Annotated in this window: 25 protein-coding genes and 1 tRNA gene; 19 read left to right on the top strand and 7 right to left on the bottom strand. The window is 55.2% G+C overall.

What is annotated here, in order from left to right; all coding sequences use genetic code 11:
• Positions 1–230 precede the first annotated feature (230 nt).
• Positions 231–1,316, top strand: a complete 1,086-nt coding sequence (gene mltB / locus LQ945_RS06350; protein WP_270102533.1) for a lytic murein transglycosylase B — start codon at positions 231–233, stop codon at positions 1,314–1,316.
• Positions 1,317–1,519: 203 nt separating this feature from the next.
• On the opposite strand, the gene LQ945_RS06345 is transcribed toward mltB, so the two are convergent.
• Complete coding sequence (locus LQ945_RS06345) at positions 1,520–2,671, bottom strand: porin (RefSeq protein WP_269935913.1); 1,152 nt, start codon at positions 2,669–2,671, stop codon at positions 1,520–1,522.
• Positions 2,672–3,092: 421 nt separating this feature from the next.
• Between LQ945_RS06345 and LQ945_RS06340 the strand changes: the two genes are divergently transcribed.
• The 3 genes from LQ945_RS06340 (at position 3,093) to LQ945_RS06330 (ending at position 4,703) form a co-directional block, all read left to right on the top strand.
• Entirely contained in the window at positions 3,093–3,383 is a 291-nt protein-coding gene (locus tag LQ945_RS06340) for a hypothetical protein (RefSeq protein WP_270102532.1), read from the top strand.
• A 93-nt stretch (positions 3,384–3,476) separates the two neighbouring features.
• Complete coding sequence (locus LQ945_RS06335; protein WP_270102531.1) at positions 3,477–4,400, top strand: DMT family transporter; 924 nt, start codon at positions 3,477–3,479, stop codon at positions 4,398–4,400.
• Positions 4,401–4,403: 3 nt separating this feature from the next.
• Positions 4,404–4,703 carry a hypothetical protein gene (locus LQ945_RS06330; RefSeq protein WP_044552723.1) on the top strand — a complete coding sequence of 100 codons (300 nt, stop codon included), beginning with the start codon at positions 4,404–4,406 and terminating at the stop codon, positions 4,701–4,703.
• 27 nt (positions 4,704–4,730) lie between these two features.
• Here the strand turns inward: LQ945_RS06330 and dsdC are convergent, their stop codons facing one another.
• The 4 genes from dsdC to LQ945_RS06310 form a co-directional block, all read right to left on the bottom strand.
• Positions 4,731–5,660 carry a DNA-binding transcriptional regulator DsdC gene (dsdC, locus tag LQ945_RS06325; protein ID WP_270102530.1) on the bottom strand — a complete coding sequence of 310 codons (930 nt, stop codon included), beginning with the start codon at positions 5,658–5,660 and terminating at the stop codon, positions 4,731–4,733.
• Between the two features lie 246 nt (positions 5,661–5,906).
• Positions 5,907–6,446 carry a DUF2058 domain-containing protein gene (locus tag LQ945_RS06320; protein ID WP_270102529.1) on the bottom strand — a complete coding sequence of 180 codons (540 nt, stop codon included), beginning with the start codon at positions 6,444–6,446 and terminating at the stop codon, positions 5,907–5,909.
• A gap of 200 nt (positions 6,447–6,646) precedes the next feature.
• Positions 6,647–6,721, bottom strand: a tRNA-Arg gene (locus LQ945_RS06315).
• A gap of 129 nt (positions 6,722–6,850) precedes the next feature.
• Entirely contained in the window at positions 6,851–7,780 is a 930-nt protein-coding gene (locus tag LQ945_RS06310; RefSeq protein WP_270102528.1) for a formate/nitrite transporter family protein, read from the bottom strand.
• Between the two features lie 251 nt (positions 7,781–8,031).
• Here LQ945_RS06310 and ccmA point away from each other — a divergent pair, with 251 nt between their 5' ends.
• The 10 genes from ccmA (at position 8,032) to mlaA (ending at position 15,893) form a co-directional block, all read left to right on the top strand.
• Positions 8,032–8,664, top strand: coding sequence for a cytochrome c biogenesis heme-transporting ATPase CcmA (gene ccmA, locus LQ945_RS06305; protein WP_044552719.1), 633 nt, complete (start codon positions 8,032–8,034; stop codon positions 8,662–8,664).
• Positions 8,664–9,323: a heme exporter protein CcmB gene (gene ccmB, locus LQ945_RS06300; protein WP_044552718.1), complete on the top strand. Its 660-nt coding sequence runs from the start codon at positions 8,664–8,666 to the stop codon at positions 9,321–9,323. The genes ccmA and ccmB overlap by 1 nt, the downstream gene beginning before the upstream one ends.
• Before the next feature lie 118 nt (positions 9,324–9,441).
• A complete protein-coding gene (locus LQ945_RS06295) occupies positions 9,442–10,179 on the top strand; it encodes a heme ABC transporter permease (RefSeq protein ID WP_044552717.1) in 738 nt (245 codons plus the stop codon).
• Positions 10,176–10,412 carry a heme exporter protein CcmD gene (gene ccmD, locus LQ945_RS06290; RefSeq protein ID WP_020827923.1) on the top strand — a complete coding sequence of 79 codons (237 nt, stop codon included), beginning with the start codon at positions 10,176–10,178 and terminating at the stop codon, positions 10,410–10,412. The genes LQ945_RS06295 and ccmD overlap by 4 nt, the downstream gene beginning before the upstream one ends.
• Complete coding sequence (ccmE, locus tag LQ945_RS06285; RefSeq protein ID WP_012146100.1) at positions 10,409–10,903, top strand: cytochrome c maturation protein CcmE; 495 nt, start codon at positions 10,409–10,411, stop codon at positions 10,901–10,903. The genes ccmD and ccmE overlap by 4 nt, the downstream gene beginning before the upstream one ends.
• Entirely contained in the window at positions 10,900–12,870 is a 1,971-nt protein-coding gene (locus LQ945_RS06280) for a heme lyase CcmF/NrfE family subunit (RefSeq protein WP_270102527.1), read from the top strand. The genes ccmE and LQ945_RS06280 overlap by 4 nt, the downstream gene beginning before the upstream one ends.
• A complete protein-coding gene (locus tag LQ945_RS06275; protein WP_182824341.1) occupies positions 12,867–13,418 on the top strand; it encodes a DsbE family thiol:disulfide interchange protein in 552 nt (183 codons plus the stop codon). The genes LQ945_RS06280 and LQ945_RS06275 overlap by 4 nt, the downstream gene beginning before the upstream one ends.
• On the top strand, positions 13,415–13,888 hold the full coding sequence (locus tag LQ945_RS06270) for a cytochrome c-type biogenesis protein (RefSeq protein WP_020827920.1): 474 nt from the start codon (positions 13,415–13,417) through the stop codon (positions 13,886–13,888). Before LQ945_RS06275 ends, LQ945_RS06270 begins: the two co-directional genes overlap by 4 nt.
• Entirely contained in the window at positions 13,888–15,099 is a 1,212-nt protein-coding gene (gene ccmI / locus LQ945_RS06265) for a c-type cytochrome biogenesis protein CcmI (protein WP_270102526.1), read from the top strand. Before LQ945_RS06270 ends, ccmI begins: the two co-directional genes overlap by 1 nt.
• A 35-nt stretch (positions 15,100–15,134) precedes the next feature.
• Positions 15,135–15,893: a phospholipid-binding lipoprotein MlaA gene (mlaA, locus tag LQ945_RS06260; RefSeq protein ID WP_262241439.1), complete on the top strand. Its 759-nt coding sequence runs from the start codon at positions 15,135–15,137 to the stop codon at positions 15,891–15,893.
• A gap of 114 nt (positions 15,894–16,007) precedes the next feature.
• Here the strand turns inward: mlaA and fadL are convergent, their stop codons facing one another.
• On the bottom strand, positions 16,008–17,342 hold the full coding sequence (gene fadL / locus LQ945_RS06255; protein ID WP_269935904.1) for a long-chain fatty acid transporter FadL: 1,335 nt from the start codon (positions 17,340–17,342) through the stop codon (positions 16,008–16,010).
• Positions 17,343–17,748: 406 nt separating this feature from the next.
• On the opposite strand from fadL, the gene LQ945_RS06250 reads away from it, so the two are divergent.
• From LQ945_RS06250 to sixA, 4 genes are all read left to right on the top strand, one after another.
• Entirely contained in the window at positions 17,749–18,045 is a 297-nt protein-coding gene (locus LQ945_RS06250) for a YfcZ/YiiS family protein (protein WP_182824349.1), read from the top strand.
• Positions 18,046–18,238: 193 nt separating this feature from the next.
• A complete protein-coding gene (gene fadI / locus LQ945_RS06245) occupies positions 18,239–19,549 on the top strand; it encodes an acetyl-CoA C-acyltransferase FadI (RefSeq protein WP_270102525.1) in 1,311 nt (436 codons plus the stop codon).
• Positions 19,549–21,714 (top strand): fatty acid oxidation complex subunit alpha FadJ, encoded by a 2,166-nt coding sequence (gene fadJ / locus LQ945_RS06240; RefSeq protein WP_270102524.1) that lies wholly within the window; start codon positions 19,549–19,551, stop codon positions 21,712–21,714. The genes fadI and fadJ overlap by 1 nt, the downstream gene beginning before the upstream one ends.
• Before the next feature lie 405 nt (positions 21,715–22,119).
• Entirely contained in the window at positions 22,120–22,602 is a 483-nt protein-coding gene (sixA, locus tag LQ945_RS06235; RefSeq protein ID WP_041414795.1) for a phosphohistidine phosphatase SixA, read from the top strand.
• A gap of 66 nt (positions 22,603–22,668) precedes the next feature.
• Here sixA and smrB read toward each other — a convergent pair whose 3' ends face one another.
• Positions 22,669–23,199, bottom strand: a complete 531-nt coding sequence (smrB, locus tag LQ945_RS06230) for an endonuclease SmrB (protein ID WP_270102523.1) — start codon at positions 23,197–23,199, stop codon at positions 22,669–22,671.
• A 170-nt stretch (positions 23,200–23,369) separates the two neighbouring features.
• On the opposite strand from smrB, the gene prmB reads away from it, so the two are divergent.
• Entirely contained in the window at positions 23,370–24,302 is a 933-nt protein-coding gene (prmB, locus tag LQ945_RS06225; protein WP_041415542.1) for a 50S ribosomal protein L3 N(5)-glutamine methyltransferase, read from the top strand.
• The last annotated feature ends 47 nt before the right edge of the window (positions 24,303–24,349 follow it).

The raw sequence follows: 24,349 nt of genomic DNA, 5'->3' as shown, positions 1-24,349 counted from the left end.
AGGCTTTGCGTCGAGTCAAGATGAGAGTCTATCTCATTTAATCAAGGTTTAGGTTTTTGCCGGTGCCGCTGGCCTACCCTAAGTGGTGCTTTGTTTCTGTGCTGTTCATCACATTTTAAAACGCTTTGTCTCGCGGCCCGCTGATGAGCGACATAATCCAGTTTGTTCGCACCCGACAATGGATTAACATAACCCACACTTATCACTGGCCTGGCTTATATGGATATCCGATGCGTCATTTAGTTGTTCTTCTCCCCCTGCTTACCTTACTGACTGCCTGTAGCAGCGGGCCGAAGTCGACCCCGGCTGCGCCTCAGGACAACGCCGTGAAAGGGGGATTCCTGTTGACGCCGGCGCATTCCGGCCAGCCGTTGGGCGGCGATTTTGCCAATAACCCGAACACCGCCCGCTTTATCGATAAAATGGTGCGGGAGCACGGTTTCGATCGTCAGCAATTGCATGATGTACTGGCGCAGGCCCGTCGGCTGGATTCCGTGCTGCGGCTGATGGATCGCCAGGCGCCGACGCCAAGCACCCAGGGACCGACCGGGCCAAACGGCTCCTGGTTGCGTTATCGTAATAAATTCATCACCCCGGACAACGTGCAAAACGGCGTGCAGTTCTGGAATCAATATCAGGACGCGTTGCAGCGCGCCTATCAGGTCTACGGCGTGCCGCCGGAGATCATTGTCGGCATTATCGGCGTTGAAACCCGTTGGGGCCGCGTGATGGGTAAAACCCGCATTATCGATGCGCTGGCGACGCTGGCCTTCGACTATCCGCGTCGCGCCGACTACTTTGCCGGCGAGCTGGAAACCTTCTTGCTGATGTCGCGCACCGAAGGGGATGACCCGCTGGAGCTGCGCGGTTCCTTCGCCGGGGCTATGGGCTACGGTCAGTTTATGCCGTCTTCATTCAAGAGCTATGCGGTTGACTTCAACGGCGACGGCCACATCAACCTGTGGGATCCGGTGGATGCCATCGGCAGCGTTGCCAACTACTTTAAGGCACACGGTTGGGCCAAGGGCGAACCCGTGGCGATACAGGCAAATGGCCAGGCACCAGGGCTGGAAAATGGATTTAAAACCCGTTATTCCGTTGCCAGTCTGGCGGAGGCCGGGTTGAGCCCGCAAGGGTCGCTGGGCGACAATCAGGAAGCCAGCCTGCTGCGTCTGGATGTTGGCACCGGTTACCAGTATTGGTACGGTCTGCCAAACTTCTACACCATCACTCGCTACAACCACAGCACCCATTATGCGATGGCGGTTTGGCAGTTGGGTGAAGCGGTGGGCCGGTCGGCACGCGGTGGATTCTGATACCGGATTAGCAATGAAAAAGGCCGCGTATGCGGCCTTAGTTAGATGACAAACACCCGAAAAGCGTGGTTTTCGGGTGTTTGGGGAAACCCTGAAGACCGAATCCTTTGTTTCTATGAGCGCACAAAACATAACGTTTAAGAGCAGAGGATTTTGTCAGCAGTCAGAGGCCGCGTATGCGGCCTTTTTTACGTCGGTGACAATCAGAAATCGTAGCGCAAACGCACCAGCGTCATATCGCCGAGGTTGTCGGTGCTGGACGTCAGTACGTGTTCCACGTCCACACGGAAACCGTAATCAAACTGTACCGTCACGCCAAGACCGTTATCGATACGCTGATAGTTGCGGCCGGTTACGTACTCAAGACGGTCGCCCATAAAGTACGGCATCACGGATTTCACCGCATATTGGCCTACCGGTACGGTATAACCCGCCAGATATTCAATCCCCCAGGCATCGCCGGCGAAGTAGTCGTTAACGTTGGCTTTTTTGGTGGTCAGGAAGTTGTTGTACCAGCCACCGCCAAAGGTCAGGGTCCAGTTGTCCGGCTTCCAGCTGATCGCCGTACCGACGATGTTCTGATCGTAATTTTTCGAGCCGCTGGTGGAAGGATTACGCATCTCGGCGCGGGTATAGTTCCACGCGGTACCCCAGGTCAGGTCCGGTGTCAGGTGGTAGTCCACGCCCAGTGAGCCGCCACCCTGACGCTTGTAGCGCAGACCGTTGCCCGGCAAATATTCGCCATCGCTGAACAGGTAAGAGGCATACACATCGGCATCGCCGAAGCTGTTTTTGTACTTCAGCATCTTGCGCGAACGGTAAGAGCCGTCGTAGTCGCCGTTGATGCCGTTGCCGGGTGCCTGGGCCAACATGTCGTAGTCCCAGATATCGGTTTTGGCACCGACCACGTCGTAGTAAATGCTGTTTTGCTGGCCGAAGGTCAGTTGCCCCCAGGTTTTGCTTTTCAGGCCGGTGTACAGCATACGGCGGCTGGTGTCGTTGGCGCCGTCGGCGTAGTGGTTATCCCAGTTGAACAGCGCGGGAATATTGACCCCCAGCTCGTAATAGCTGATCCAGCTAATGTCATCGAACAGGTAGTAATCGGCGGCAAAGCGGAAGCGGGTGCCGCCGTCGAAACCGTTACGTTTGTAAGATCCTTTATCGCCATCGCCGGTCATGTTGTTGAACTGTGGGCGGATGCTGCCACCAACGGTAAAGTTAAGACGGCTCAACGGATCGCCGGCCTGCGGATCCTGCTTCAACAAAGTGATTTCAGCCTGGGCAGCGAAAGAAGCACTGCCAACGACCAGTCCCAGAGCAACAGCCTGAGTTAATGCGCGCAATTTGTGTGTCATTTTTTATCCCTGTTTGTGGATTGCCAATCTCACCGAAACCCTTTGGCATCAGTGAATTGCTCAGGATGATTTCTGAGCGTTTTCATTGTTTTTTGGCGTGAGTAAAGCGGAACGCATATGTAACACAATGTGCGTCACAAAAAGTTACTTTTCTTGCTAATTATTTGGTTTGTTTTTAATCGACTCGTTGCGACAGGAGTGGCGGATCGTGCGAAAAGTGCCCACTTGAGAGGGGGAGGGCGACGTCAACCTTCAGATGAATTCATCTAACACAAAGCTCTATATTTATCACTTGTCAGAGAATGGCATATGCCGTGTAATTTCATGGTAACGAAATATATTTAAATGGATTTTCTGTCTCGTGATTTAACACGGATGATTTACAAGTCAGATGAAATTGATAAGGGTTGTGGAGGTTATTATGAAAGGATATTTCATGCTGTTAATCGGGCTTTTTTCAATGCCGGTAATGGCGGCTGAATCGCATGTTTGTCAGTCAAAATCTTATGATTATGCCAGTATCGGTGAGATGCGACTGAGTGATGACACCTTGTTTAACTGTCGCGGTATCGGCCGTATGACTATTCCGGATTTAGCTAAGCGAGGGTGGAAAGTCATTCATGTGGCGCAACAAACTGAATATACCGGGGATACTGACAGCGACAGTGAGGTGATTAAAATGTACCAGGAAATATTGATTTATAAAGAATAGTTTTTCCTCTTCCCCTCGATATTATTTTTATCACCTCATTATTTTCGGTGAGGGCGGGGTGTATTTATAACTCAGTGGTTTGCGGGAGGCTCGATGAGTGCCAGAAATAATATAGACGGCAAAGCCGGCGCCGCCATGGTGATGATATGTGCTATATGGGGGCTGCAGCAGGTGGCGATCAAGGCAGCCGAACCGGATATTTCCGCCGTACTGCAGATCGCCATCAGATCAGGGATTGCCGCTTTGGCGGTCTATCTCCTGGCGCGTTTTAAAGGCGAGAAGTTTTTATTAGATCCCCGCACGCTGTTAGCCGGTTTCGGCGTTGGGTTGTCGTTCGCGCTGGAGTTCTTTTTCGTCTCTGAAGGCTTGCGCTATACCAGCGCTTCGCACATGGCGGTCTTTCTGTACACGGCCCCCCTTTTTTCTGCCATAGGGCTGCATTTTCTCATCAGGCATGAGCGCTTGTCGGCTGTGCAATGGGCAGGTATTGCCATCGCTTTCGGCGGCGTTGTACTTGCTATCTCCGGCATGGGCGAGAGTTCAGGGGGGAGGAATCAGCTGCGCGGCGATATTTATGGCCTGCTGGCGGGGTTATCCTGGGGCGGCTCTACTATTCTCATTCGAACTACCGGTCTGGCGAATTGCTCGTCAAAGCAGACCCTGCTGTTCCAGCTGACGGGCGCCTGCATTGTGCTATCCCTGTTGGCGATGACGATGCCGAACGTGCATTTCACGCTGAGTTCCGTGGCCTGGAGCAGTTTGGTATTCCAAACGGTTATCGTCTCATTTATCAGTTACTTGATTTGGTTCTCCCTGCTGCGTCATTACCAGGCGTCTTCGCTGGGTATCCTGACTTTTATGACGCCTATTTTTGGCATCCTGGCCGGCGTGGTGATTTTGGGAGAACCCCTGCAGATCGAATTCGTATTGGGTTCAGTGCTGATCGTTTTGGGGCTTATTGTCGTGAGCTGCTCATATTTGTTTTATTTTACCAGAAGGATTGCACCAAAAATATAAACTATGGACGTTGATATTCATACCTATCAGATAAACTGTGAAAGCCAATTCATTATTACCGTACAAGTGTCAAAGTATGCCTGGGGTTACCCTTTGATCACCTTAAGCGATAATGGTGATTTCTTTGTGATGAAAAATACCAAACGGGGACGCTTAGCTAACCAAACTCCGGTCGAAATAATAAATTTTGCTAATAACTATGCTGTGGTGTGGGATAATAGCCGCAAGCATATTTATTATTCAAAATCCGGACGATTGTACAGCTGCGCGCTGGAGTTTTCGTACACGCCGAAGAAATGGTAATCACCCCGGTTTTTTGCCCCTGGCCCGTCAGACCAGAGGCGTTATTTTCATCATCCATTCTTTGAAGGCGATAATCTTTGGCCACTGACGCCCAGAGAGCGTCGACATAAAATAGCTGTGTTCGCAGGGCAGGACCATGTCGGTAAACGGGATAATCAGTTCACCGCTTTTGATCCAGTCCTGCACCAGATTGAGACGCCCCATTGCCACGCCAAGATGCTGAGTTGCCGCCAACACGGCCAGGTCAGAGCGGTCAAACTCCATGCTTTTGGCGTCGGTATCCAGGCCCAAATCAAAATGTTGTGACCAGATCTGCCACTCGTCTTCACCGGAGTTGTAGCGATCGTGCAGCAGGGTACAGTGCATCAGGTTTTCAGGTGCGTTGTAGAGGTTGTGCGTTTTGGCGTATTTCTCCGTGCAGATCGGGACCATGGACTCCCGCATAAAAATTTCGTCCAGCTGTTTATCCGACGGTGGACGGCCAAAATACATGGCTAAATCAACGCCCCGATTGGCCAAGTTGATATTTTCCTGCCCGGTGAGAATGTTTAGATGAATGGTCGGATGCAGGGCAATAAAATCGCCGATGCGGGGTATCAGCAAACACTGAACCAGAGAGGGGTGCGAATAAAGGGTCAGGGTGCCCGTCAGCTCGCGGTTTTTGATATCCAGGATTTCCTGCGTCAGGGCATCGAAGGAATGATTTAACGCCCATTGCATTCTCTCGCCATCCGGCGTTAGCGTAATTCTGCGGTGGAATCGTTGGAATAAAAGAAACCCCAGTTCTTTTTCCAGCAGGTTAATTCTGTGGCTTACGGCGCTAGGAGTAATGGACAGTTCTTCCGCCGCCAGTGAAAAAGATAAATGACGGGCGACGCATTCAAAAGTATGCAGACGAGAGAATTGATAGCTGGTCAGCGGGTTTGCTCGTCGTGAATATTTTTTGTTGGGGAACATACTATTACTCCATCCGTATCATTTGCCAATATTAGCATTTTAACGAAGGGAACTAAAATACGATTTTAAGTTTTTTAATGCTGCGGCGTGACCGTTTAATTTGTCAGATTTAAGCGTTATAAAAATATATTTTAACCTCTGGGTACTTATCACTGATTTGCAGTAAGCGATTTTTACGTGGTGTGACAGGAATACGGATTTCTGAGGTTAGGGCAAGGGGGAGAGTCCGTTGCCCTAAAGTTCTGATTACCACATCAAATCATCAGGGACGACAAAGTCGGCGTAGGGATCTTCCTCGTCTTTGGCTTCCTGGCTGAGTTCAGCGCTCAGTACAATATAGCTCGCATCTCGTTGTGCAATTTTATTGGCCACGACCGCAGGGATAATGGCATATTCGCCATCAGGGTTATTATCACTAACCAGGCGCGCAATGGCGAGACGCCCATTAATTAACTGAGTTTGAGTCAGTTTATCTACACGTACATTTTTAATTAAATTGTTGTCCGTGAAATTATAGCTAATGTCACCATTTGAAATGACGATCCTGTTCATTTCAATCAGCTGTTTTACCTGAGCTTTATATTCTTTAGATAAAGCGGCCTGCTTTTGCTGTTCACTTAGCTGCTTATCGCGCTCTATTTGCGCCTTTTTGTTGATTTCAACGGCTTCTCTTGCCTCGCGAGCCTGAACGCGTGACTTTTTCGTGGTTCTTTGTACTTTTTCCAGCTTTTTACTGCTTACCAATCCCGCTTTGAGCATCTGCTCTTGTAATGTCAGCTTTGTCATGTTCGTTTCTAAAATCGATCAAATAGTATCTGAGATTATACCTTTAATATTCGACGTTGTGCCAGATTTGGGCGTTAGAGGGTATCATTCTGATAAAACGGACTTTTTTGATCAATTTTGAAGTTCGATAAATCACTCAGGATTTGAGGCTTCGTACGGCGCGGGTTAGTGGGGGCGGCAGAGGCGGGTATATAAATTTATGGTGTCCCCGACTGGAATCGAACCAGTAACTAGCCCTTAGGAGGGGCTTGTTATATCCGTTTAACTACGGGGACGCTGCGGGCCGGCAACCTAGGCTGCCGGGGCAGTATACCTTTTTTTACCCGCAGAATAAGCGCTTAGCGGTGCGTTTGCTCATTCCCTCGCCAATATGTGCTGATTTTCGCCTGCTGCGCTGATCGCGATCACGGTTTTTTCACCTTGCCGGTTTGTTTTTCCGCCGCCAGCCGCTCTGCCTTGTTTTTGTCGCTCATGTCGTTGCGGATCTGCGCATGGCTGATCAAGGCAAAGATAAAGGTGCCGCCAATAATGTTGCCGGCCAGCGTAGGAATGGCGAACGGGTAGATAAACTCTTGCCAGGGAATGACGCCGTTAAACACCAGATAAAGGATCTCTACCGATCCCACGACGATATGGGTCAGATCGCAGATCGCCACCAGGTAGGTCATCAAGACAATCACCCAAATCTTGGCGGCGCCGGCGGAAGGGAACATCCACACCATGGTGGCGATGATCCAGCCCGCCAGAATGCCGTTGGCAAACATCTCCGACGGCGAGTTTTTCATCACCTCTTCCGACAGGCTGACGAAGGCGCTGCGGGTGTTCTCGTCGAAAATCGGCATGTGAATAAACGCCAGTGACGCCAGCCCGGTCCCCACCAGGTTCCCCAGCAGCACCACGCCCCACAGGCGAAACAGAAGCAAGAAGTTGCTCGGTGTCGGTTTTTGCATGATCGGTAGTACGGCGGTGACGGTATTTTCGGTAAACAGCTGTTGGCGCGCCATGATCACGATAATAAAGCCAAAGGTGTAGCCGATGTTCTCGATAAAGAAGCGGCTGGGATCGTCCGGCAAACGGGCGTGGAAAATGCCTTTTGCCATCAGTGAGGCCCCCATCGACAGCCCGGCGGCCACCGCTGACCACAGCAGTGCCAGCCAGTCGCGCTCCAGCTCTTTTTCTCCCTCCATGCGGATCAGCTCATGCACTGCTGCTGCGCGCGAGGGCAGATTCTCTTCCTTTACTTCAATTTCGCTTTTGCCCTGTTCATGCTCTTTGCTTTCTACCTGCAGGCTATTTTCCTGCTCTGCATCCGGGTGTCGCTGCCGATCGCTCATTATCCGTTATCTCCATCAAAGACTTTCAGGGTCACGATTAAGCGTAGTTGGCTCAGGGAAGCTGTGAAAGCGATGTGGCAAATTGCAGAAAAAAGTAACAAGAGTTTAACGTTGCCGGGTTTTTCTACGCATTTTTGATCTGGGGCGCAATATTACCCCTATTGGAGTAGTTGAGTGACCGGCTGCGGGCTACGAGCCACAGATGGCTTATGCTATGATCGCTATCCCAAAGAAAAATATGAGTTCTCCCGATGCTGGAAGCTAAAAATCTGAGTTGCGTCCGTGATGAACGCACCCTGTTTAGCGCGTTGAGCTTTACGGTAAAACCGGGCGATATTATTCAGGTGGAAGGGCCGAACGGCGCGGGAAAAACCAGCCTGCTACGCATTCTGGCGGGCTTGGCGCGACCGGAAGGCGGAGAAGTTTGCTGGCACGGTCAAAATACGTTGCGCCACCGCGAACGTTATTATCAGGACTTGTTATTCCTCGGGCATCAGCCGGGGATTAAAACCATGCTGACGCCCTTTGAGAACCTGCAGTTTTACCAGGCGGTGCGCGGTGCGCCCGATCGCCAGGCCATTTGGCAGGCGCTGGAGCAGGTCGGTCTGGTGGGTTATGAGGATTTACCGGTGGCGCAGCTTTCCGCCGGTCAACAGCGGCGTGTGGCGTTGGCGCGGTTGTGGCTCAGCGACAGCCCGCTGTGGATCCTGGATGAGCCGCTGACGGCAATAGACAAGCAGGGTGTGGCTGAATTAATTAGCCTTTTTGAGCAACATGCTCAGCAGGGCGGCATGGTATTGTTGACCACGCATCAGGATTTGGCCGGCGCAACGCAGGCGGTAGGCAAAATCAGCCTGACGGAAAACCGCGCGGAGACTCTTTAATGTTTTTGACTGTATTGCGGCGCGAGCTGAAGATTGCCTTTCGCAAAGGGTCGGAAATCGTTAATCCGCTGTGGTTCTTTCTGATCGTTATCACGCTGTTTCCGTTAGGGATTGGGCCAGAGCCGCAACTGCTGGCGCGCATTTCGCCGGGGATTATCTGGGTGGCGGCGCTGCTGGCGGCGCTGCTGTCGCTGGAGCGTCTGTTCCGTGATGATTTCCTCGATGGCTCGCTGGAACAGCTGTTGTTATTGCCGACGCCGCTGCCGATGACGGTGTTAGGCAAAGTGTGTGCTCACTGGGTGGTAACAGGCTTACCCCTGTTGATCCTGTCGCCGCTGGTGGCGCTACTGCTGTCGTTGGACACCCATACCTGGCTGGCGGTGGCGTTTACGCTGTTGCTGGGTACGCCGACGCTGAGCCTGATTGGCGCTATCGGCGTGGCGCTGACCGTCGGGTTGCGCAAGGGGGGCGTGCTGCTGAGCCTGCTGGTGCTGCCGCTGTATATCCCGGTGCTGATATTTTCCACCGCCGCCATCGACGCCGCCTCTATGGGCATGCCGATAGACGGTTACCTGGCGATACTGGGCGCGATGCTGGCGGGAAGTATAACTCTGGCACCTTTCGCCACTGCAGCGGCGCTGCGAGTGAGCGTGCACTAGCTAACTTATTGAAACGCGGGTTAACGCCACCAAGAGCGTGTTCCACCGCACAAGCAATTTTCGTCGCCTCGGTCAACGGGGCGGCCACCGTATAAATTTACCGTGAGCAATGACGACAATGTGGAAATGGTTACATCAGTTTGCCCAGCCTGAACGGCTGTATCACGTCTGTGGCCGCTTTATCCCCTGGCTGGGACTGGCCGGAGCGGCTTGCCTATTGCTGGGCTGGGTCTGGGGATTCGGTTTCGCACCCAAGGATTACCAGCAGGGCGATAGCTTCCGCATCATGTATATCCATGTGCCGGCGGCGATGTGGTCGATGGGGATCTATGGCTCAATGGCGGTAGCGGCGTTTATCGGCCTGGTGTGGCAGATGAAAATGTCCGATACCCTGGTGGCGGCGATGGCACCGGTCGGCGCGGTGTTTACCTTTATTGCGCTGGTCACCGGCTCCGCCTGGGGTAAGCCGATGTGGGGCACCTGGTGGGTGTGGGACGCCCGCCTGACGTCTGAACTGGTGTTGCTGTTTCTTTATATTGGCATCATTGCGTTGTACAACGCCTTTGAGGACCGTCGCCTGGCGGGCCGCGCCGCCGGCATTCTGGTGCTGGTCGGGGTGGTGAACATCCCGATCATTCACTTCTCGGTCGAATGGTGGAACACGCTGCATCAGGGTTCCACCAATATGCAACAGAGCATCGCGCCAAGCATGCGCACCCCGCTGCGTTGGGCGATCCTCGGCTACCTGCTGTTCTTTATCACTCTCACCTTGCTGCGCTTGCGCAATCTGATTTTGTCTCAGGAACGCCAGCGTCCCTGGGTGGCTGGGCTGGTCAATAAGGAGCGCCAACCATGAACGCAGCATTCACTTCCTGGCAGGCGTTTTTCGCCATGGGAGGCTACGCCTTCTACGTCTGGTTGGCGGTAGCCGTAACCCTGCTCTCGTTGCTGGGCCTGGTGGCCCACACTTTCTGGCAGCGCCGCCAACTGCTGGATGAGATTGGTCGCCGTCAGGCACGCGAACGACGTATTCGTCATTCGCAGCAGTCGAAACAAAAAACCGCTAACCCGCGGGAGAAATCATTGTGAATCCACGTCGTAAAAGTCGCCTGTATTTGGCAATTGTAGTGCTGATCGGCGTTGCGCTGACCGCGACCCTGATGCTGTACGCGCTGCGCTCCAACATCGATCTGTTTTATACCCCGAGCGAAATTCTGCAGGGCAAGGGTGAGAATCATGAGAAACCGGAGGTAGGCCAACGCCTGCGCATCGGCGGCATGGTGATGCCCGGTTCGGTAAAACGCGATCAGAAAACGCTGCAGGTCAGCTTCAAAGTTTATGATGCACGTGGTGCCATTGATGTCACTTACACCGGTATTCTGCCGGATCTGTTCCGTGAGGGGCAGGGCGTGGTGGCGCAGGGCGTGCTGGGCGAAGGCAACGTGGTGAATGCGCGTGAAGTGCTGGCGAAACACGATGAGAAATACACGCCGCCGGAAGTGGCCGACGCGATGAAAGAAAACCATAAGGGACCGGCTTCGGCCTACGCCACCCCGCAGAACGAGGGCGCTAAATCATGATGCCGGAAACGGGAAGTTTTCTGCTGTGTCTGGCGCTGGCGATTTCGCTGCTGCTGAGCATTTACCCGCAATGGGGCGCGGCGCGCCAGGACCGTCGTATGATGGCGGTGGCGCGCCCACTGACCTACGGCATGTTTGCCGCTATCGCCCTGGCGTTCATCTGTCTGGTGCACGCCTTTGTCGTCAATGACTTTACCGTGGCTTATGTGGCCGCCAACTCCAACACCCAACTGCCGGTGTATTACCGCATTGCCGCCACCTGGGGCGCCCATGAGGGATCGCTGCTGCTGTGGGTGCTGTTGCTGAGCTGTTGGTCGCTGGCGGTGGCCCTGTGCAGCCGTTCGATGCCGCAAGATGCCGTGGCACGCGTGTTGTCGGTGATGGGCATGATCACGGCAGGTTTCCTGCTGTTTATCATCATGACCTCCAACCCCTTCACCCGTACGCTGCCGAATTTCCCGATCGACGGCAGCGACCTTAACCCGCTGTTGCAGGATATCGGCCTGATTTTCCATCCGCCGCTGCTGTACATGGGGTATGTCGGTTTCTCGGTGGCCTTTGCTTTCGCCATCGCTTCACTGATGGCCGGTCGTCTGGATACGGCCTGGGCACGCTGGTCGCGTCCGTGGACCACGGCTGCCTGGGTGTTCCTCACCATGGGCATCGTGCTGGGGTCCGCCTGGGCCTATTACGAACTGGGCTGGGGCGGCTGGTGGTTCTGGGATCCGGTCGAGAACGCTTCATTTATGCCGTGGCTGGCCGGTACCGCACTGATGCACTCGTTGGCGGTGACCGAGAAACGCGGCACCTTCAAGGCCTGGACGGTATTACTGGCGATTACCGCCTTCTCATTATGCCTGCTGGGCACCTTCCTGGTGCGCTCCGGGGTGCTGGTTTCGGTGCACTCCTTTGCTTCCGATCCGGCGCGCGGCATGTTTATCCTCGCCTATCTGGTGATCGTGATCGGCGGTTCTTTGCTGCTGTATGCGGTCAAGGGCGGGCAGGTGCGTAGCCGGGTGCAGCACGAAACCTTCTCGCGTGAAACCTTCTTGCTGGGCAATAACGTACTGCTGATCGCCGCCATGCTGGTGGTGCTGTTGGGGACGCTGCTGCCGTTGGTGCACAAGCAGTTGGGCCTGGGCAGCATTTCTATCGGCGAACCGTTCTTCAACACCATGTTCACCTGGCTGATGGCGCCGATGGCGCTGCTGATGGGCATTGGCCCGCTGGTGCGCTGGCGCCGCGACGAACCGACCAAGCTGTGGCGCCGCCTGAGCGTGGCGCTGGTGATTACGCTGGTGCTGTCGATCCTGCTGCCGTGGCTGTTGCAAGACAGCATCGCCGGCATGACGGTGGTGGGGCTGATCATGGCGGTTTGGGTGATTATCCTGACGCTGATGGAGCTGCACGAACGCGCAACGCATCGCCACGGTTTCTGGCGCGGCCTGAGCCATCTTTCCCGTAGCCACTGGGGGATGGTGCTGGGTCACCTTGGCGTGGCGGTAACGGTCATCGGCATTGCCTTCAGCCAAAACTACAGTGTGGAACGTGATGTCCGCATGAAAGCCGGCGACAGCGTGGATATCCATAACTATCACTTTGTGTTCCGCGATGTGCACGATATTCGTGGGCCCAACTACAGCGGCGGCGTCGGCATTATCGATGTCACGCGCAACGGCAAGCCGGAAGCGACGTTGCACGCGGAAAAACGCTATTACAGCGTGGCGCGCAGCATGATGACCGAAGCGGCGATTGACGGCGGCTTCAGCCGCGATCTGTATGCAGCGCTGGGTGAAGAACTGGACGACGGCTCCTGGGCGGTGCGGTTGTACTACAAACCCTTCGTGCGCTGGATCTGGTTCGGCGGGGTGTTTATGGCGATCGGCGGTATCCTGTGCATTCTCGATCCGCGCTATCGGATAAGCAAGAAACTCAAGCGCGAAGGCAAGCTGGAGGAGCAGGCATGAACCGTAAGCTGCTGTTTATCCCGTTAATCCTGTTCCTGCTGCTGGTGGCGGCGTTTATGGTGCAGCTGACGCGCAACGCCGGTGGCGAGGACCCGACCATGCTGGAGTCGGCTTTGATCGGCAAGCCGGTGCCGGCCTTCAAACTGGAATCCCTCGACCAGCCTGGCAAAACTTATGATCAGGCGGTGCTGCGCAATGGCAAACCCATGCTGCTGAACGTCTGGGCTACCTGGTGCCCGACGTGCCGCGCCGAACATCAATATCTCAATACGCTGGCCGCGCGCGGTATCCGCGTGGTGGGGCTGAACTATAAAGACGATCGCGGCAAAGCGGTGACCTGGCTGAACTCGCTGGGCAACCCTTACGCACTCAGCCTGTATGATGGCGACGGCATGCTGGGGTTGGATTTGGGCGTGTATGGCGCACCTGAGACCTTCCTGATCGACGGGCAGGGCATTATTCGCTACCGCCACGCCGGGGACATGAATGAGCGCGTCTGGCAGCAGGAAGTGCTGCCGCTGTACAAAAAATATGGGGGTGATGCATGAGGCTGCTGACCCTGATATTTGCCGCATTACTGAGTTGGAGTGCCGCGGCGGCTATCGACACTTATCGGTTCAATTCGGTCGAGCAGGAACAGCAATACCGGGAACTGACCGAACAGCTGCGTTGCCCGAAATGCCAGAACAACAGCATCGCTGATTCCAACGCCATCATTGCAGCAGATATGCGTACCAAGGTGTACGAGTTGATGATGCAGGGGCAGAACAAGCAGCAGATCATCGATTATATGGTGGCGCGCTACGGTAATTTTGTCACCTACGAACCGCCGGTGACCCCGGCGACGCTGATCCTGTGGGTGGGCCCGTTGCTGTTTGTGCTGATCGGCGGCGCGGTGGTGATATTGCGTACCCGCCATCGCCGTACCGGTGCCGTAAATGCTAACGATGAATTCTCCGAGCAGGAGCAACAGCGTCTGGCGGCGCTGCTGAAAGAGACTGACAGGAAGAAACCCTAATGGCTTTTTGGCTGAGTATTATTGTCCTGCTGGTAGGCGCTGCGGCGTTGCTGGTGGTACCGGCGATGCGCCACAGCGGTAAAAGCACCGCCGCTAGTCGCGATACGCTGAACAAAGCGTTTTATCAGGATCGTCTGAATGAGCTGGAGCAGGACGAACAGCAGGGCGTGGTGGCTGAGCGCCCCGAACTGGTGAAAGAGCTGCAGCAAAACCTGCTCAATGACATCCCCGGCCAGCAGGATACGCAGGAGAAGCCCATTAACCGCTGGGCGTTGGTGCCCGGCGTAGCCTTGCTGGTGGTGGTCACCCTGGGTTTTTATCTGAAAACCGGTGGGTTGGCGCAGGTACTGGACTGGCAACAGGTCGAAGCGCAAATGCCGGATCTGCGCGCGCGCGTCGCTAATGAACGTGCCCAACCGCTGAGCATGGAAGAGATTGCCCGCCTCGGGCTGGGGCTGCGTACTGCACTGCAGCAGGACGATCGCAATATCAACGACTGGATGATGCTGGGGCGCGTGGGGATGGCGCTGAATAACGCCACCACCGCCACCCAGGCATTTGCTCATGCTTATCAGCTGGACCCGAATAGTCTGGAAGTCCGTCTCGGCTACGCAGAAGTCTTGACGCGATCCAACGATCCGGAGGATAACAAGCAGGCCACTCAGATGCTGCGCAAGATGATCGCCGAAGATCACACCAATATGCGCGTGCTGAGCCTGTTGGCGTTCAACGCCTTCGAACAGGGGGATTTCAAGCAGGCCATTGGCGCCTGGCAGGTCATGCTGAAGCTGTTGCCGGCCAACGATCAACGTGCCGAAGTGATAAAGCGCAGCATTGAACAAGCAAAAACACAGGCGGGCGAAGAAACTGTTAAACTTGGCATTAACGTGACGTTATCGCCACAGGCGACGAACGCATTGCCGCAGCAGGGGACGCTGGTAATCTCGGTGACCGATGGCGCCAATCCGGTGCCGGTTGCGGTAAAACAACTGCCCTTAAGCCGTTTCCCGCTGTCATTTTCTCTGGATGACAGCAACGCCATGATGCCTGAACGCCTGCTTTCGGCTCAGCATCAGGTCAAGGTGCGGGTACGAATTTCTCAGGATGGTCTGGCCACGCCACAGGCGGGTGATTGGTTCGGCGAGAGTGCGCTGCAGAATTTCAGCGGTAAAGAGCAGATTGACGTTCAGATAAACAAACAGGTCCCTTAAATAAAAAGACCGAACGTGTTTTTATGGAGAAAAATATGAACTTTCGCCTGACTGGGCTGGCTTTCACAACGGTGTTATTGGTGGGCTGTGCCAGCGCGCCACAAGATGAACCACAAGGGCGATCCGATCCTCTGGAAGGATTTAACCGGACGATGTTCAACTTCAACTATAACGTCCTGGATCCGTATGTACTTCGCCCGGTGGCCGTGGCCTGGCGCAATTACCTGCCCATGCCGGCGCGTAATGGGATAAGCAACTTTACGTCTAACCTGGAAGAGCCGGCCAGCATGGTCAACTCCTTCCTGAAAGGCGACCCTTATAAGGGGATGATCCACTTTAACCGTTTCTTCCTCAATACCCTTCTGGGGATGGGCGGCCTGATCGACGTGGCGGGGATGGCCAACCCGAAACTGGCTCGCGAAGAGCCGAACCGCTTCGGCAGCACTATGGGGCATTATGGCGTCGGCTACGGTCCTTATGTGATGTTGCCGGGCTACGGCAGTTTTACGCTGCGTGAGGAGGGCGGTGACTGGGCGGATACGGTTTATCCGGTGCTGAGCTACCTGACCTTCTGGATGTCGGCGGGCAAATGGGTGGTTGAAGGGATTGAAACTCGTGCCGAGCTGTTGGATTCCGACGGTCTGCTGCGCAACTCTTCCGATCCGTACCTGATGGTGCGCGAAGCCTACTTCCAGCGTAACGACTTCCTGGCGAACGGCGGCTCGCTGAAACCTGAGATCAACCCGAACGCTCAGGCGATCCAGGGCGATCTGGACGAGATCGACTCGCAATAATCTCGCTTGGCGAAGAGAAACAACCCGCTTTGATGGCGGGTTTTTTTATGCTTTAAGATTAGCGGGCAAAAAAAAGCGCCCCTAAGGGCGCTCCTGGCTTCGTCATCGAAAAGATTAGAAGCGGTAGTTGAAGTTGGCGCCGTACAGCCAGGCCTTGCCCACGGATTCGAAGGTGTATGGACCTTCTTTGATGGTGACTTTCTGGCCGTGCATGTAGGAAACACCGACGTCAACAGAGGCGTCTTTGTTGAAGGCGTAGCTGGTACCTGCGCTCAACCAGAAGCGGTCCTGATCCGGGATAGAGATAGAACGGTTCTGGGCCGGCACCGGGCTGTCATCGAAGGCGATACCGGTACGGAAGGTCCAGTTATCGTCGTAGAAGTAAGTGGTACCCAGAGCGATGCGGTAAGCGTCTTTAAAGCCTTCATGCTTCTCAAACAGCGTTTGACCGTTGTTGCCGGTAGCTTTCAACTCCTGGAACTGACTCCAGCTGGTGTAAGCCAGGCTGTAGTGGATAGCCCACTGCGGAGCAACCTTGTTGTAACCCGAGATTTCCCACATTTCCGGCAGGTTCAGATCCAGAGAGCCTGGGATGGTGCTGCCGTTGGTGCCATAAGGCAGGCCGGCAGGAACGAGCAGCGGGTTATAAGCCGACGGTAGGCTGCTTTTGTAGTCGCCGTCAAATTTGACTTTCACTTCGGAACGGTAAGTGAAACCGTAACGGTTGTTTTCATCCACTTCATACAGAATACCGGCGTTCCAGCCGAAGCCCCATTCGTCACCTTTCAGGTGAGAAATCTGGGTATCTGCCGGGATGCCGCCAATCTGCTGTGCCTGCTGCGGCGTAAGCTTTCCACTCTGCATACCCTGAGCTGCGAGCAGCTTCGGCAATTCACCGGCATAACGCTCAAGCTTGGCTTTGGCGTAAACCGCATCGAAGCCCAGGCCGAAGCTGAATTGTTTGTTCAGACGATAAGCACCGCTCAGGTTCAGGTTGACGGTGGTCAGGTCGGTTTTGCCGCCGTAGGCCCCGGCGGTATAACCGTCGTTGAATTCGGTCGCCAGGCCGTAGTTGCTGGTAACCGAGCCACCCACGGCAAACTGATCGTTAATCGGTTGAACGTAGTGCAGGTTAGGCACCCAGGCGGTAGGGGCGATGTTCTTGGAGTCCAGGCTGGCACCGGAAGGTGACTTGCCGGTGATGTCTACATCCGGATCGATAAACACCGCACCGAAGGAGAGTTCCGGGCGGGTGTACATCATCAACAAGGCCGGGTTGCGGCTGGCAGATGCCGCCGTGTCTGCCATGGCGCCTTCGCCAGAATACGAACGTCCTAAACCAGCTGATGAGAACTCATTCAGCTGGAATCCTGCGGCAGACACGTTTGAAGAAATAATTGCCACTGCAGCTGCGAGAGCTGATTTAGTAAATAGGTTTTTCTGGCTCATGACCAAAACCTCATTTTATGTGTTTATTATTTAAACATGTTACATAAAGTAACAAGGAGCGCGCGATTGTAGGGTCCGATCTCATTCAGACAAATCAGACCAGTGGCTGAATTATAGGTCCGACCTGTGAAAATGTTGCAACATTGTTTTTGAGATATTTCCAAATTGATATCAAAAAGGAGATCTGCATAACAAAAAACCAGCGATACATAACAATATTCTTACCATTCCTTAGCAGACAACGATTTTCATTTGTGATTTCCATCACTTAAAACACCTATAAAAAGTAAGTGCTAGTGATCGGTTTCATCGCAGAGTAAAATAAGCGCAGAATCTTGTGTCTTTGCGCCAGTAGCTAAATGGCAATTTGGACTCGCGTAACGGCGGTCCCTGAGGAGAATGAATCATGTCCAATCCAATTAATAAATGTAGCGCCCAGGAAACGGCTGCCTGTTGCTGTGTTGATGTCGGTACCGTGATGGACAATACCGATTGCACCGCCTCCTACAGCCAGGTGTTTGCTAATCAGCAGGATGCAGAAAAAATGCTGGCTACGCTGACCGCAAAAGCCCGCGGCGTGGAATCCGACCCGTGCGACATCAGCAGTAGCATTAAACCGGTTGACGGTGGCGTGGAACTGGTGGCCGATTTCACCTTCGCCTGCCAGGCAGAAACCCTGATTTTCCAGCTCGGCCTGCGTTAATCACGACTTTAAAGCGGTGCGGGGCTATCCCGCGCCGCTCGCTTCCTCCTCAAACCCCCGCTAGAAAGTTGCTCCTGCTCTCAGTTTTCACTTCTGCCGGTTTGCCAAATGTAAACATTTGGTTAACAATGACCCCATCAGGTCAGACCTCTTCTTGACCGTTGCGCTGGCGTTATTCTCTTCAGGAGCGTTTATGAGTAAGGCACTGCCGTTGGTGACCCGTCACGGTGACCGTATTGCGATTGTAAATGGACTGCGGACCCCCTTTGCCAAACAGGCGACCGCTTATCACGGTATTCCTGCGGTGGATCTGGGGAAAACGGCGGTGAGTGAACTGTTGGCCCGCAGCGGTATCGATCCGGCGCTGATTGAACAACTGGTGTTCGGCCAGGTGGTGCAAATGCCTGAAGCGCCGAATATTGCGCGTGAAATCGTGCTCGGTACCGGCATGAGCGTGCATACCGATGCTTATAGCGTGTCGCGCGCCTGTGCTACCAGCTTCCAGGCGATTGCCAACGTGGCGGAAAGCATCATGGCGGGCAGCATCAGCATTGGCATCGCTGGGGGCGCCGACTCTTCTTCCGTTTTGCCGATCGGCGTCAGCAAAGCGCTGGCGCGTACGCTGGTGGACGTCAACAAAGCCCGCACCCTGTCGCAGCGTCTCAAGCTGTTTAGCCGACTGAAGTTCCGCGACCTGATGCCAGTACCGCCGGCGGTGGCCGAATACTCCACGGGGCTGCGCATGGGCGATACCGCAGAGCAAATGGCGAAAAGCCACGGCATCACCCGGGAAGAGCAGGATGCGCTGGCGCACCGCTCTCACCAACTGGCTGCCAAAGCCTGGGAGCAGGGGCTGCTGCGCGACGAGGTGATGACGGCCTATGTGCCGCCATACCGTACGCAAATTACCGAAGACAACAACGTCCGCAAAGATTCCAGCCTGGCGTCCTACGCAAAGCTGAAACCGGCATTCGATCGCAAGCACGGTAGCGTTACCGCAGCCAACAGTACGCCGTTGACCGACGGCGCGGCAGCGGTGCTGATGATGAGCGAGTCGCGAGCGAAGGAGTTGGGGTTGCAGCCGCTGGGTTATCTGCGTAGCTTTGCCTTCTCCGCCATCGATGTGTGGGAAGATATGCTGCTCGGGCCGTCTTATGCTACGCCGCTGGCACTGGATCGCGCCGGCATCGGCCTGGCCGACCTGACGCTCATCGACATGCATGAAGCCTTTGCTGCCCAGACGCTGGCCAACCTGAAAATGTTTGCCAGCGACGAATTTGCTCAGAAAAAGCTGGGCCGCAGCCGGGCGATTGGCGAAGTGGACATGGAAAAATTCAACGTATTGGGTGGCTCAATTGCTTACGGTCACCCATTTGCCGCCACCGGCGCGCGCATGATCACCCAAATGTTGCACGAGCTGAAACGTCGTGGCGGCGGTCTGGGGCTGACGACCGCCTGCGCGGCCGGAGGGTTAGGGGCCGCAATGATCGTAGAGGTGGAATAATGAGCTTTGAAAACGCATTGCACGAACAGCGGGCCAAACCCTCGGCCTTTCAACTGACCCTTCGTCCGGACAACATTGGTGTGATCACCATCGATGTTCCGGGGGAGAAGGTAAACACCCTGAAGGCCGAGTTTGTCGAGCAGGTCAACGACGTTCTGATCCGCGCGCAGCAGCATCCGGCGCTGGAAGGGCTGGTGATTATCTCCGGCAAGCCGGATTCGTTCATTGCCGGGGCGGATATCAGCATGATTGCCGCCTGTACCACCGCCAAAGAGGCCGAAGCGCTGGCGAAGAAAGGCCAAAGCACGCTGGCACAGATTGCCTCGTTCCAGGTCCCGGTGGTGGCGGCTATTCACGGCGCCTGCCTGGGCGGCGGGCTGGAGCTGGCGTTGGCCTGCCACAGCCGCGTTTGCTCTCTGGATGATAAAACCGCACTCGGCCTGCCGGAAGTTCAGCTTGGTTTGCTGCCGGGCTCCGGCGGCACCCAGCGTTTGCCACGGCTGATTGGCGCCAGCAAGGCGTTGGACATGATCCTGACCGGCAAACACATTCGGGCGCGGCAGGCGTTGCGTATGGGATTAGTGGACGATGCCGTGCCGCAGTCGATTTTATTGCAGGCCGCGATCGAACGGGTCAAACAGGGCTGGCAGAGCCGACGTGAATTGCCGTGGCAGGAGCGTTTGCTCAATGGCCCACTGGGTAAAAGCCTGCTGTTCAGCATTGTGCGCAAGAAAACGCTGGAAAAAACCCACGGCAACTACCCGGCGGCAGAGCGCATCATCCAGGTGGTACGTACCGGCCTGGATCACGGCAGCGCCAGCGGTTATGAAGCCGAGGCGAGGGCGTTTGGCGAATTGGCCATGACCCCGCAGTCAGCCGCGTTGCGCAGCCTGTTCTTTGCCTCCACTTCGCTGAAAAAAGAACGCGGTGGCAATGCGCAACCTCATGAACTGCACCGTATCGGCATTCTGGGCGGCGGCCTGATGGGCGGCGGTATCGCCTGTGTGACTGCCACTCGCGGTGGCTTGCCGGTGCGGATTAAAGACGTAAACGAGACCGGCATTAACCACGCGTTAAAATACAGTTGGGACGTGCTCGGCAAGCGGGTACGCAGTAAACGCATGCGCCCGGCGGAACGGCAAAAACAGATGATGCTGATTTCCGGCTCGACCGACTACACCGGTTTTGAACGGGTGGACGTGGTGATTGAGGCGGTGTTTGAAGACCTGGCGCTCAAGCAGCAGATGGTGGCCGAGATAGAACAGCACGCGGCGCCGCATACCATCTTTGCCTCCAATACTTCATCGCTGCCGATTGGCCAGATTGCCGCCAAGGCGCAGCGGCCCGAGCAGGTGATCGGCCTGCATTATTTCAGCCCGGTAGATAAAATGCCGTTGGTTGAGGTGATCCCGCACGCTACCACCAGCGAGGAAACCATTGCCACCACCGTGGCGCTGGCGCACAAGCAGGGCAAAACGGCGATTGTGGTGGCCGATCGCGCCGGTTTCTACGTTAACCGCATTTTGGCACCTTATATAAATGAGGCGACTCGTTGCCTGCTGGAAGGTGAGCCGATCGAAGCGCTGGACAAGGCGCTGGTGGATTTCGGCTTCCCGGTTGGGCCGATTACCCTGCTGGATGAAGTGGGCATCGACGTCGGTACCAAGATTATCCCGGTATTGGTGGAACAGTTGGGCCCGCGCTTTGCCGCTCCAGCCGCCTTTGAGGCGGTATTGAAAGACGGACGCAAAGGACGCAAAAACGGCCGTGGTTTCTATCTCTATCCCAGCGAAGGCCAGCAGCGTCAGCGGAACAAGCGCGCCGATACCTCGGTCTATCTTTTGCTGGGCATCACGCCGAAATCGCATTTGCAACCGGCGGTCATCGCTCAGCGTTGCGTAATGATGATGCTCAATGAAGCCGCGCGTTGTCTGGATGAAGGCGTGATCCGCAGCGCGCGCGACGGCGATATCGGCGCGGTGTTCGGCATTGGTTTTCCTCCGTTCCTCGGCGGGCCTTTCCGCTATATGGATCAGTTGGGGGCCGATAAGGTGGTTAAAACGCTGGAGTATCTGCAGCGGCAGCACGGCGAATATTTTGCGCCTTGCGAACGCCTGCAGCGCATGGCTCAGCAGGGTGAACGTTTCTATCCGCAGGGGACCTGAGCGGCGCGGCGCCGTGATTTGTACTAGAGTAGGATCAACAGGGCATGTGATCGCTATCACTCCTTGCAATACCGGCAATCCCTGACCCTATACAGGGAGATAGCGACGCGGTAACGTAGCTCGATGGCGGTGAAAGGCTGGCCGCCATCAATAAAATTCATGATGTAAAGGTTAAAATTTAACCTGTTGAATTGGTTGTTATGTGAGCGTCAAAGTCATCTCAAGGCGCCATTGGTGTAAAAAACAGCGTTTTCTTTACGTGAACTTTCAGGCAAAATGCCCGGCCGCCATAAAGAGACGGCGCGTTATCGTTTCAAAGCTTTTGCTTTGGGGTTGTAAAACTCGGCGATACAGCACGCTCGGCGTTTCTGTATAGCGTTATTTTGTCAACAACAGCGGTGCAATATGCAAGTTTTGATTATGCGTCACGGAGAGGCGGCACTTGATGCGGCCAGCGATTCGGTAAGACCTCTTACTGTTTGTGGCCGTGATGAGTCACGTCAGATGGCGGCCTGGTTAAATACCAAGTCTGTGGATATTGAACGCGTGCTGGTCAGCCCTTACCTGCGGGCCGAACAGACGCTGGCTACGGTGCGCGAAGCCTTGACCTTGCCGGCAAGCGAAGAAGTGCTGCCTGAGCTGACGCCGGGCGGGGATGCCAGTCTGGTCGGCAGCTACCTGCAGGCGCTGGCGCAGCAGGGGGTTCACGCGGTGCTGATCGTCTCCCACTTACCGCTGGTGGGTTACCTGGTGGCGGAACTCTGCCCGGGCGAATGCCCGCCGATGTTCGCGACCTCGGCGATTGCCAATGTCGATTTGGCCGCCGACGGCAGCTACGGTAAATTTGAGTGGCAGGTGAGTCCATCGCAGGTGATGGCTAAAGTATAAGGCACCCCAGCGCGGGGCCAAAACGAAAGGGCGATGTCAAACATCGCCCTTTGTCATTTCTGCCGATCACTCAGCCAGTTCGACCAGCAGCAAAATTGCCGCGCTGCCGCCCCATTCTTTGGGCGCCTGGTGGAACACCAGTACGTCAGGGTGCTGCGCCAACCACAGCGGCGTCTGCTGTTTGAGGATGTGCTTGCCGTGGCCGTGCATCACGCAGGCGCAGTACACATGTTCGCGCTTGCAGGCGGCGATCAGCGCCCCCAGTTCCTGCTTGGCCTGCATCTGGGTCAGCCCGTGCAGATCGAGAAACAGCTCTGGCGAATAATCGCCGCGGCGCAGTTTTTTCAGCTCGAAGGCACTGTAACCGGGGCGCACATAGCGCGTCGGACCTTCCTCTTCCAACTGCGGCTGGTATTCATCCGAGAAATAATAACTGGCGTCTACCTGTTCCTGCAGCAGGCGCTGTGGAGCAATTTTCTGGGTTATAGGCTTGGGTTTACGGTGGACGATGGTGTCCTGACGCAGCTTTTTTGCGTCTACTACCGACTCTCTGAAGAGCTGCAATTCATCTTTGCTCAGAGGGTGCTTGTTCTTCATTTGGAATTCACCGGAAATCATTTATCGCGACAGTTTACCTTGTCGCGGGTCTCTGTCGACGCAAAATTCTCGCCAGAATGAAAAGCGCAAGGGGTTAGCGTGATTTGTCGCGGGCTTCATGGCAAACTATGCGGCTAAATCATGAATCACAGTGCCTGCCGGAGGGCAAATTGGACAAAATTTTCGTCGAGGAAGCAGTGAACGAACTGCACACCATTCAAGATATGCTGCGCTGGACGGTCAGCCGTTTTAACGCCGCCGATATCTACTATGGTCACGGAACCGATAATCCGTGGGACGAAGCGGTGCAATTGGTGCTGCCAAGCCTGTTCCTGCCGCTGGATATTCCAGAGGACATGCACACCGCCCGTTTGACCTCCAGCGAGCGCCATCGCATCGTTGAGCGCGTGATCCGCCGCGTCAACGAACGTGTCCCGGTAGCCTATCTGACCAACAAAGCCTGGTTCTGCGATCTGGAGTTCTACGTCGATGAGCGTGTGCTGGTTCCGCGTTCCCCGATTGGCGAACTGATCAACGATCGTTTCAGCGCTCTGATCCCGCACCCGCCGCGCCATATTCTCGACATGTGCACCGGCAGCGGCTGTATCGCCATTGCCTGCAGCTACGCTTTCCCGGAAGCGGAAGTTGACGCGGTCGATATCTCCAGCGACGTGCTGGCGGTGACCGAGCGCAATATTCAGGCGCTGGGCGTTGAACAGCAGGTGATCCCGATCCGTTCCGATCTGTTCCGCGATGTTCCCGCGATCCAGTACGATCTGATCGTCACCAATCCGCCGTACGTGGATGCGGAAGACATGTCCGATCTGCCGCAGGAATTCCGCTTCGAGCCGGAATTGGGCCTGGCGGCAGGCAGCGACGGCCTGAAGCTGGTGCGCCGTATTCTGGCCTGCGCACCGGACTACCTGAGCGACGACGGCGTGCTGATTTGTGAAGTGGGTAACAGCATGGTACATCTGATGGAACAGTATCCGGATATTCCGTTCACCTGGCTGGAGTTTGAAAACGGCGGTGACGGCGTGTTCATGCTGACCAAGCAGCAACTGGTGGATTGCAAAGAGCACTTCAGCCTCTACCGCAGCTAAGCATTCTTCGGGCCTGCTTTGGCGGGCCCCACAAAGATAATAATTAA

Source organism: Serratia liquefaciens, assembly GCF_027594825.1.
Lineage (GTDB): Bacteria > Pseudomonadota > Gammaproteobacteria > Enterobacterales > Enterobacteriaceae > Serratia > Serratia liquefaciens_A.
Note: the sequence above shows the minus strand (reverse complement) of the source record. Positions and strands in the feature narration are given on the sequence as shown.

Excerpts from the sequence above, each read along its gene's own strand:
- mltB (WP_270102533.1), top strand. The coding sequence starts at position 231 with ATGCGTCATTTAGTTGTTCTTCTCCCCCTGCTTACCTTACTGACTGCC.
- LQ945_RS06345 (WP_269935913.1), bottom strand. The coding sequence starts at position 2,671 with ATGACACACAAATTGCGCGCATTAACTCAGGCTGTTGCTCTGGGACTG.
- LQ945_RS06340 (WP_270102532.1), top strand. The coding sequence starts at position 3,093 with ATGAAAGGATATTTCATGCTGTTAATCGGGCTTTTTTCAATGCCGGTA.
- LQ945_RS06335 (WP_270102531.1), top strand. The coding sequence starts at position 3,477 with ATGAGTGCCAGAAATAATATAGACGGCAAAGCCGGCGCCGCCATGGTG.
- LQ945_RS06330 (WP_044552723.1), top strand. The coding sequence starts at position 4,404 with ATGGACGTTGATATTCATACCTATCAGATAAACTGTGAAAGCCAATTC.
- dsdC (WP_270102530.1), bottom strand. The coding sequence starts at position 5,660 with ATGTTCCCCAACAAAAAATATTCACGACGAGCAAACCCGCTGACCAGC.
- LQ945_RS06320 (WP_270102529.1), bottom strand. The coding sequence starts at position 6,446 with ATGACAAAGCTGACATTACAAGAGCAGATGCTCAAAGCGGGATTGGTA.
- LQ945_RS06310 (WP_270102528.1), bottom strand. The coding sequence starts at position 7,780 with ATGAGCGATCGGCAGCGACACCCGGATGCAGAGCAGGAAAATAGCCTG.
- ccmA (WP_044552719.1), top strand. The coding sequence starts at position 8,032 with ATGCTGGAAGCTAAAAATCTGAGTTGCGTCCGTGATGAACGCACCCTG.
- ccmB (WP_044552718.1), top strand. The coding sequence starts at position 8,664 with ATGTTTTTGACTGTATTGCGGCGCGAGCTGAAGATTGCCTTTCGCAAA.
- LQ945_RS06295 (WP_044552717.1), top strand. The coding sequence starts at position 9,442 with ATGTGGAAATGGTTACATCAGTTTGCCCAGCCTGAACGGCTGTATCAC.
- ccmD (WP_020827923.1), top strand. The coding sequence starts at position 10,176 with ATGAACGCAGCATTCACTTCCTGGCAGGCGTTTTTCGCCATGGGAGGC.
- LQ945_RS06280 (WP_270102527.1), top strand. The coding sequence starts at position 10,900 with ATGATGCCGGAAACGGGAAGTTTTCTGCTGTGTCTGGCGCTGGCGATT.
- LQ945_RS06275 (WP_182824341.1), top strand. The coding sequence starts at position 12,867 with ATGAACCGTAAGCTGCTGTTTATCCCGTTAATCCTGTTCCTGCTGCTG.
- LQ945_RS06270 (WP_020827920.1), top strand. The coding sequence starts at position 13,415 with ATGAGGCTGCTGACCCTGATATTTGCCGCATTACTGAGTTGGAGTGCC.
- ccmI (WP_270102526.1), top strand. The coding sequence starts at position 13,888 with ATGGCTTTTTGGCTGAGTATTATTGTCCTGCTGGTAGGCGCTGCGGCG.
- mlaA (WP_262241439.1), top strand. The coding sequence starts at position 15,135 with ATGAACTTTCGCCTGACTGGGCTGGCTTTCACAACGGTGTTATTGGTG.
- fadL (WP_269935904.1), bottom strand. The coding sequence starts at position 17,342 with ATGAGCCAGAAAAACCTATTTACTAAATCAGCTCTCGCAGCTGCAGTG.
- LQ945_RS06250 (WP_182824349.1), top strand. The coding sequence starts at position 17,749 with ATGTCCAATCCAATTAATAAATGTAGCGCCCAGGAAACGGCTGCCTGT.
- fadI (WP_270102525.1), top strand. The coding sequence starts at position 18,239 with ATGAGTAAGGCACTGCCGTTGGTGACCCGTCACGGTGACCGTATTGCG.
- fadJ (WP_270102524.1), top strand. The coding sequence starts at position 19,549 with ATGAGCTTTGAAAACGCATTGCACGAACAGCGGGCCAAACCCTCGGCC.
- sixA (WP_041414795.1), top strand. The coding sequence starts at position 22,120 with ATGCAAGTTTTGATTATGCGTCACGGAGAGGCGGCACTTGATGCGGCC.
- smrB (WP_270102523.1), bottom strand. The coding sequence starts at position 23,199 with ATGAAGAACAAGCACCCTCTGAGCAAAGATGAATTGCAGCTCTTCAGA.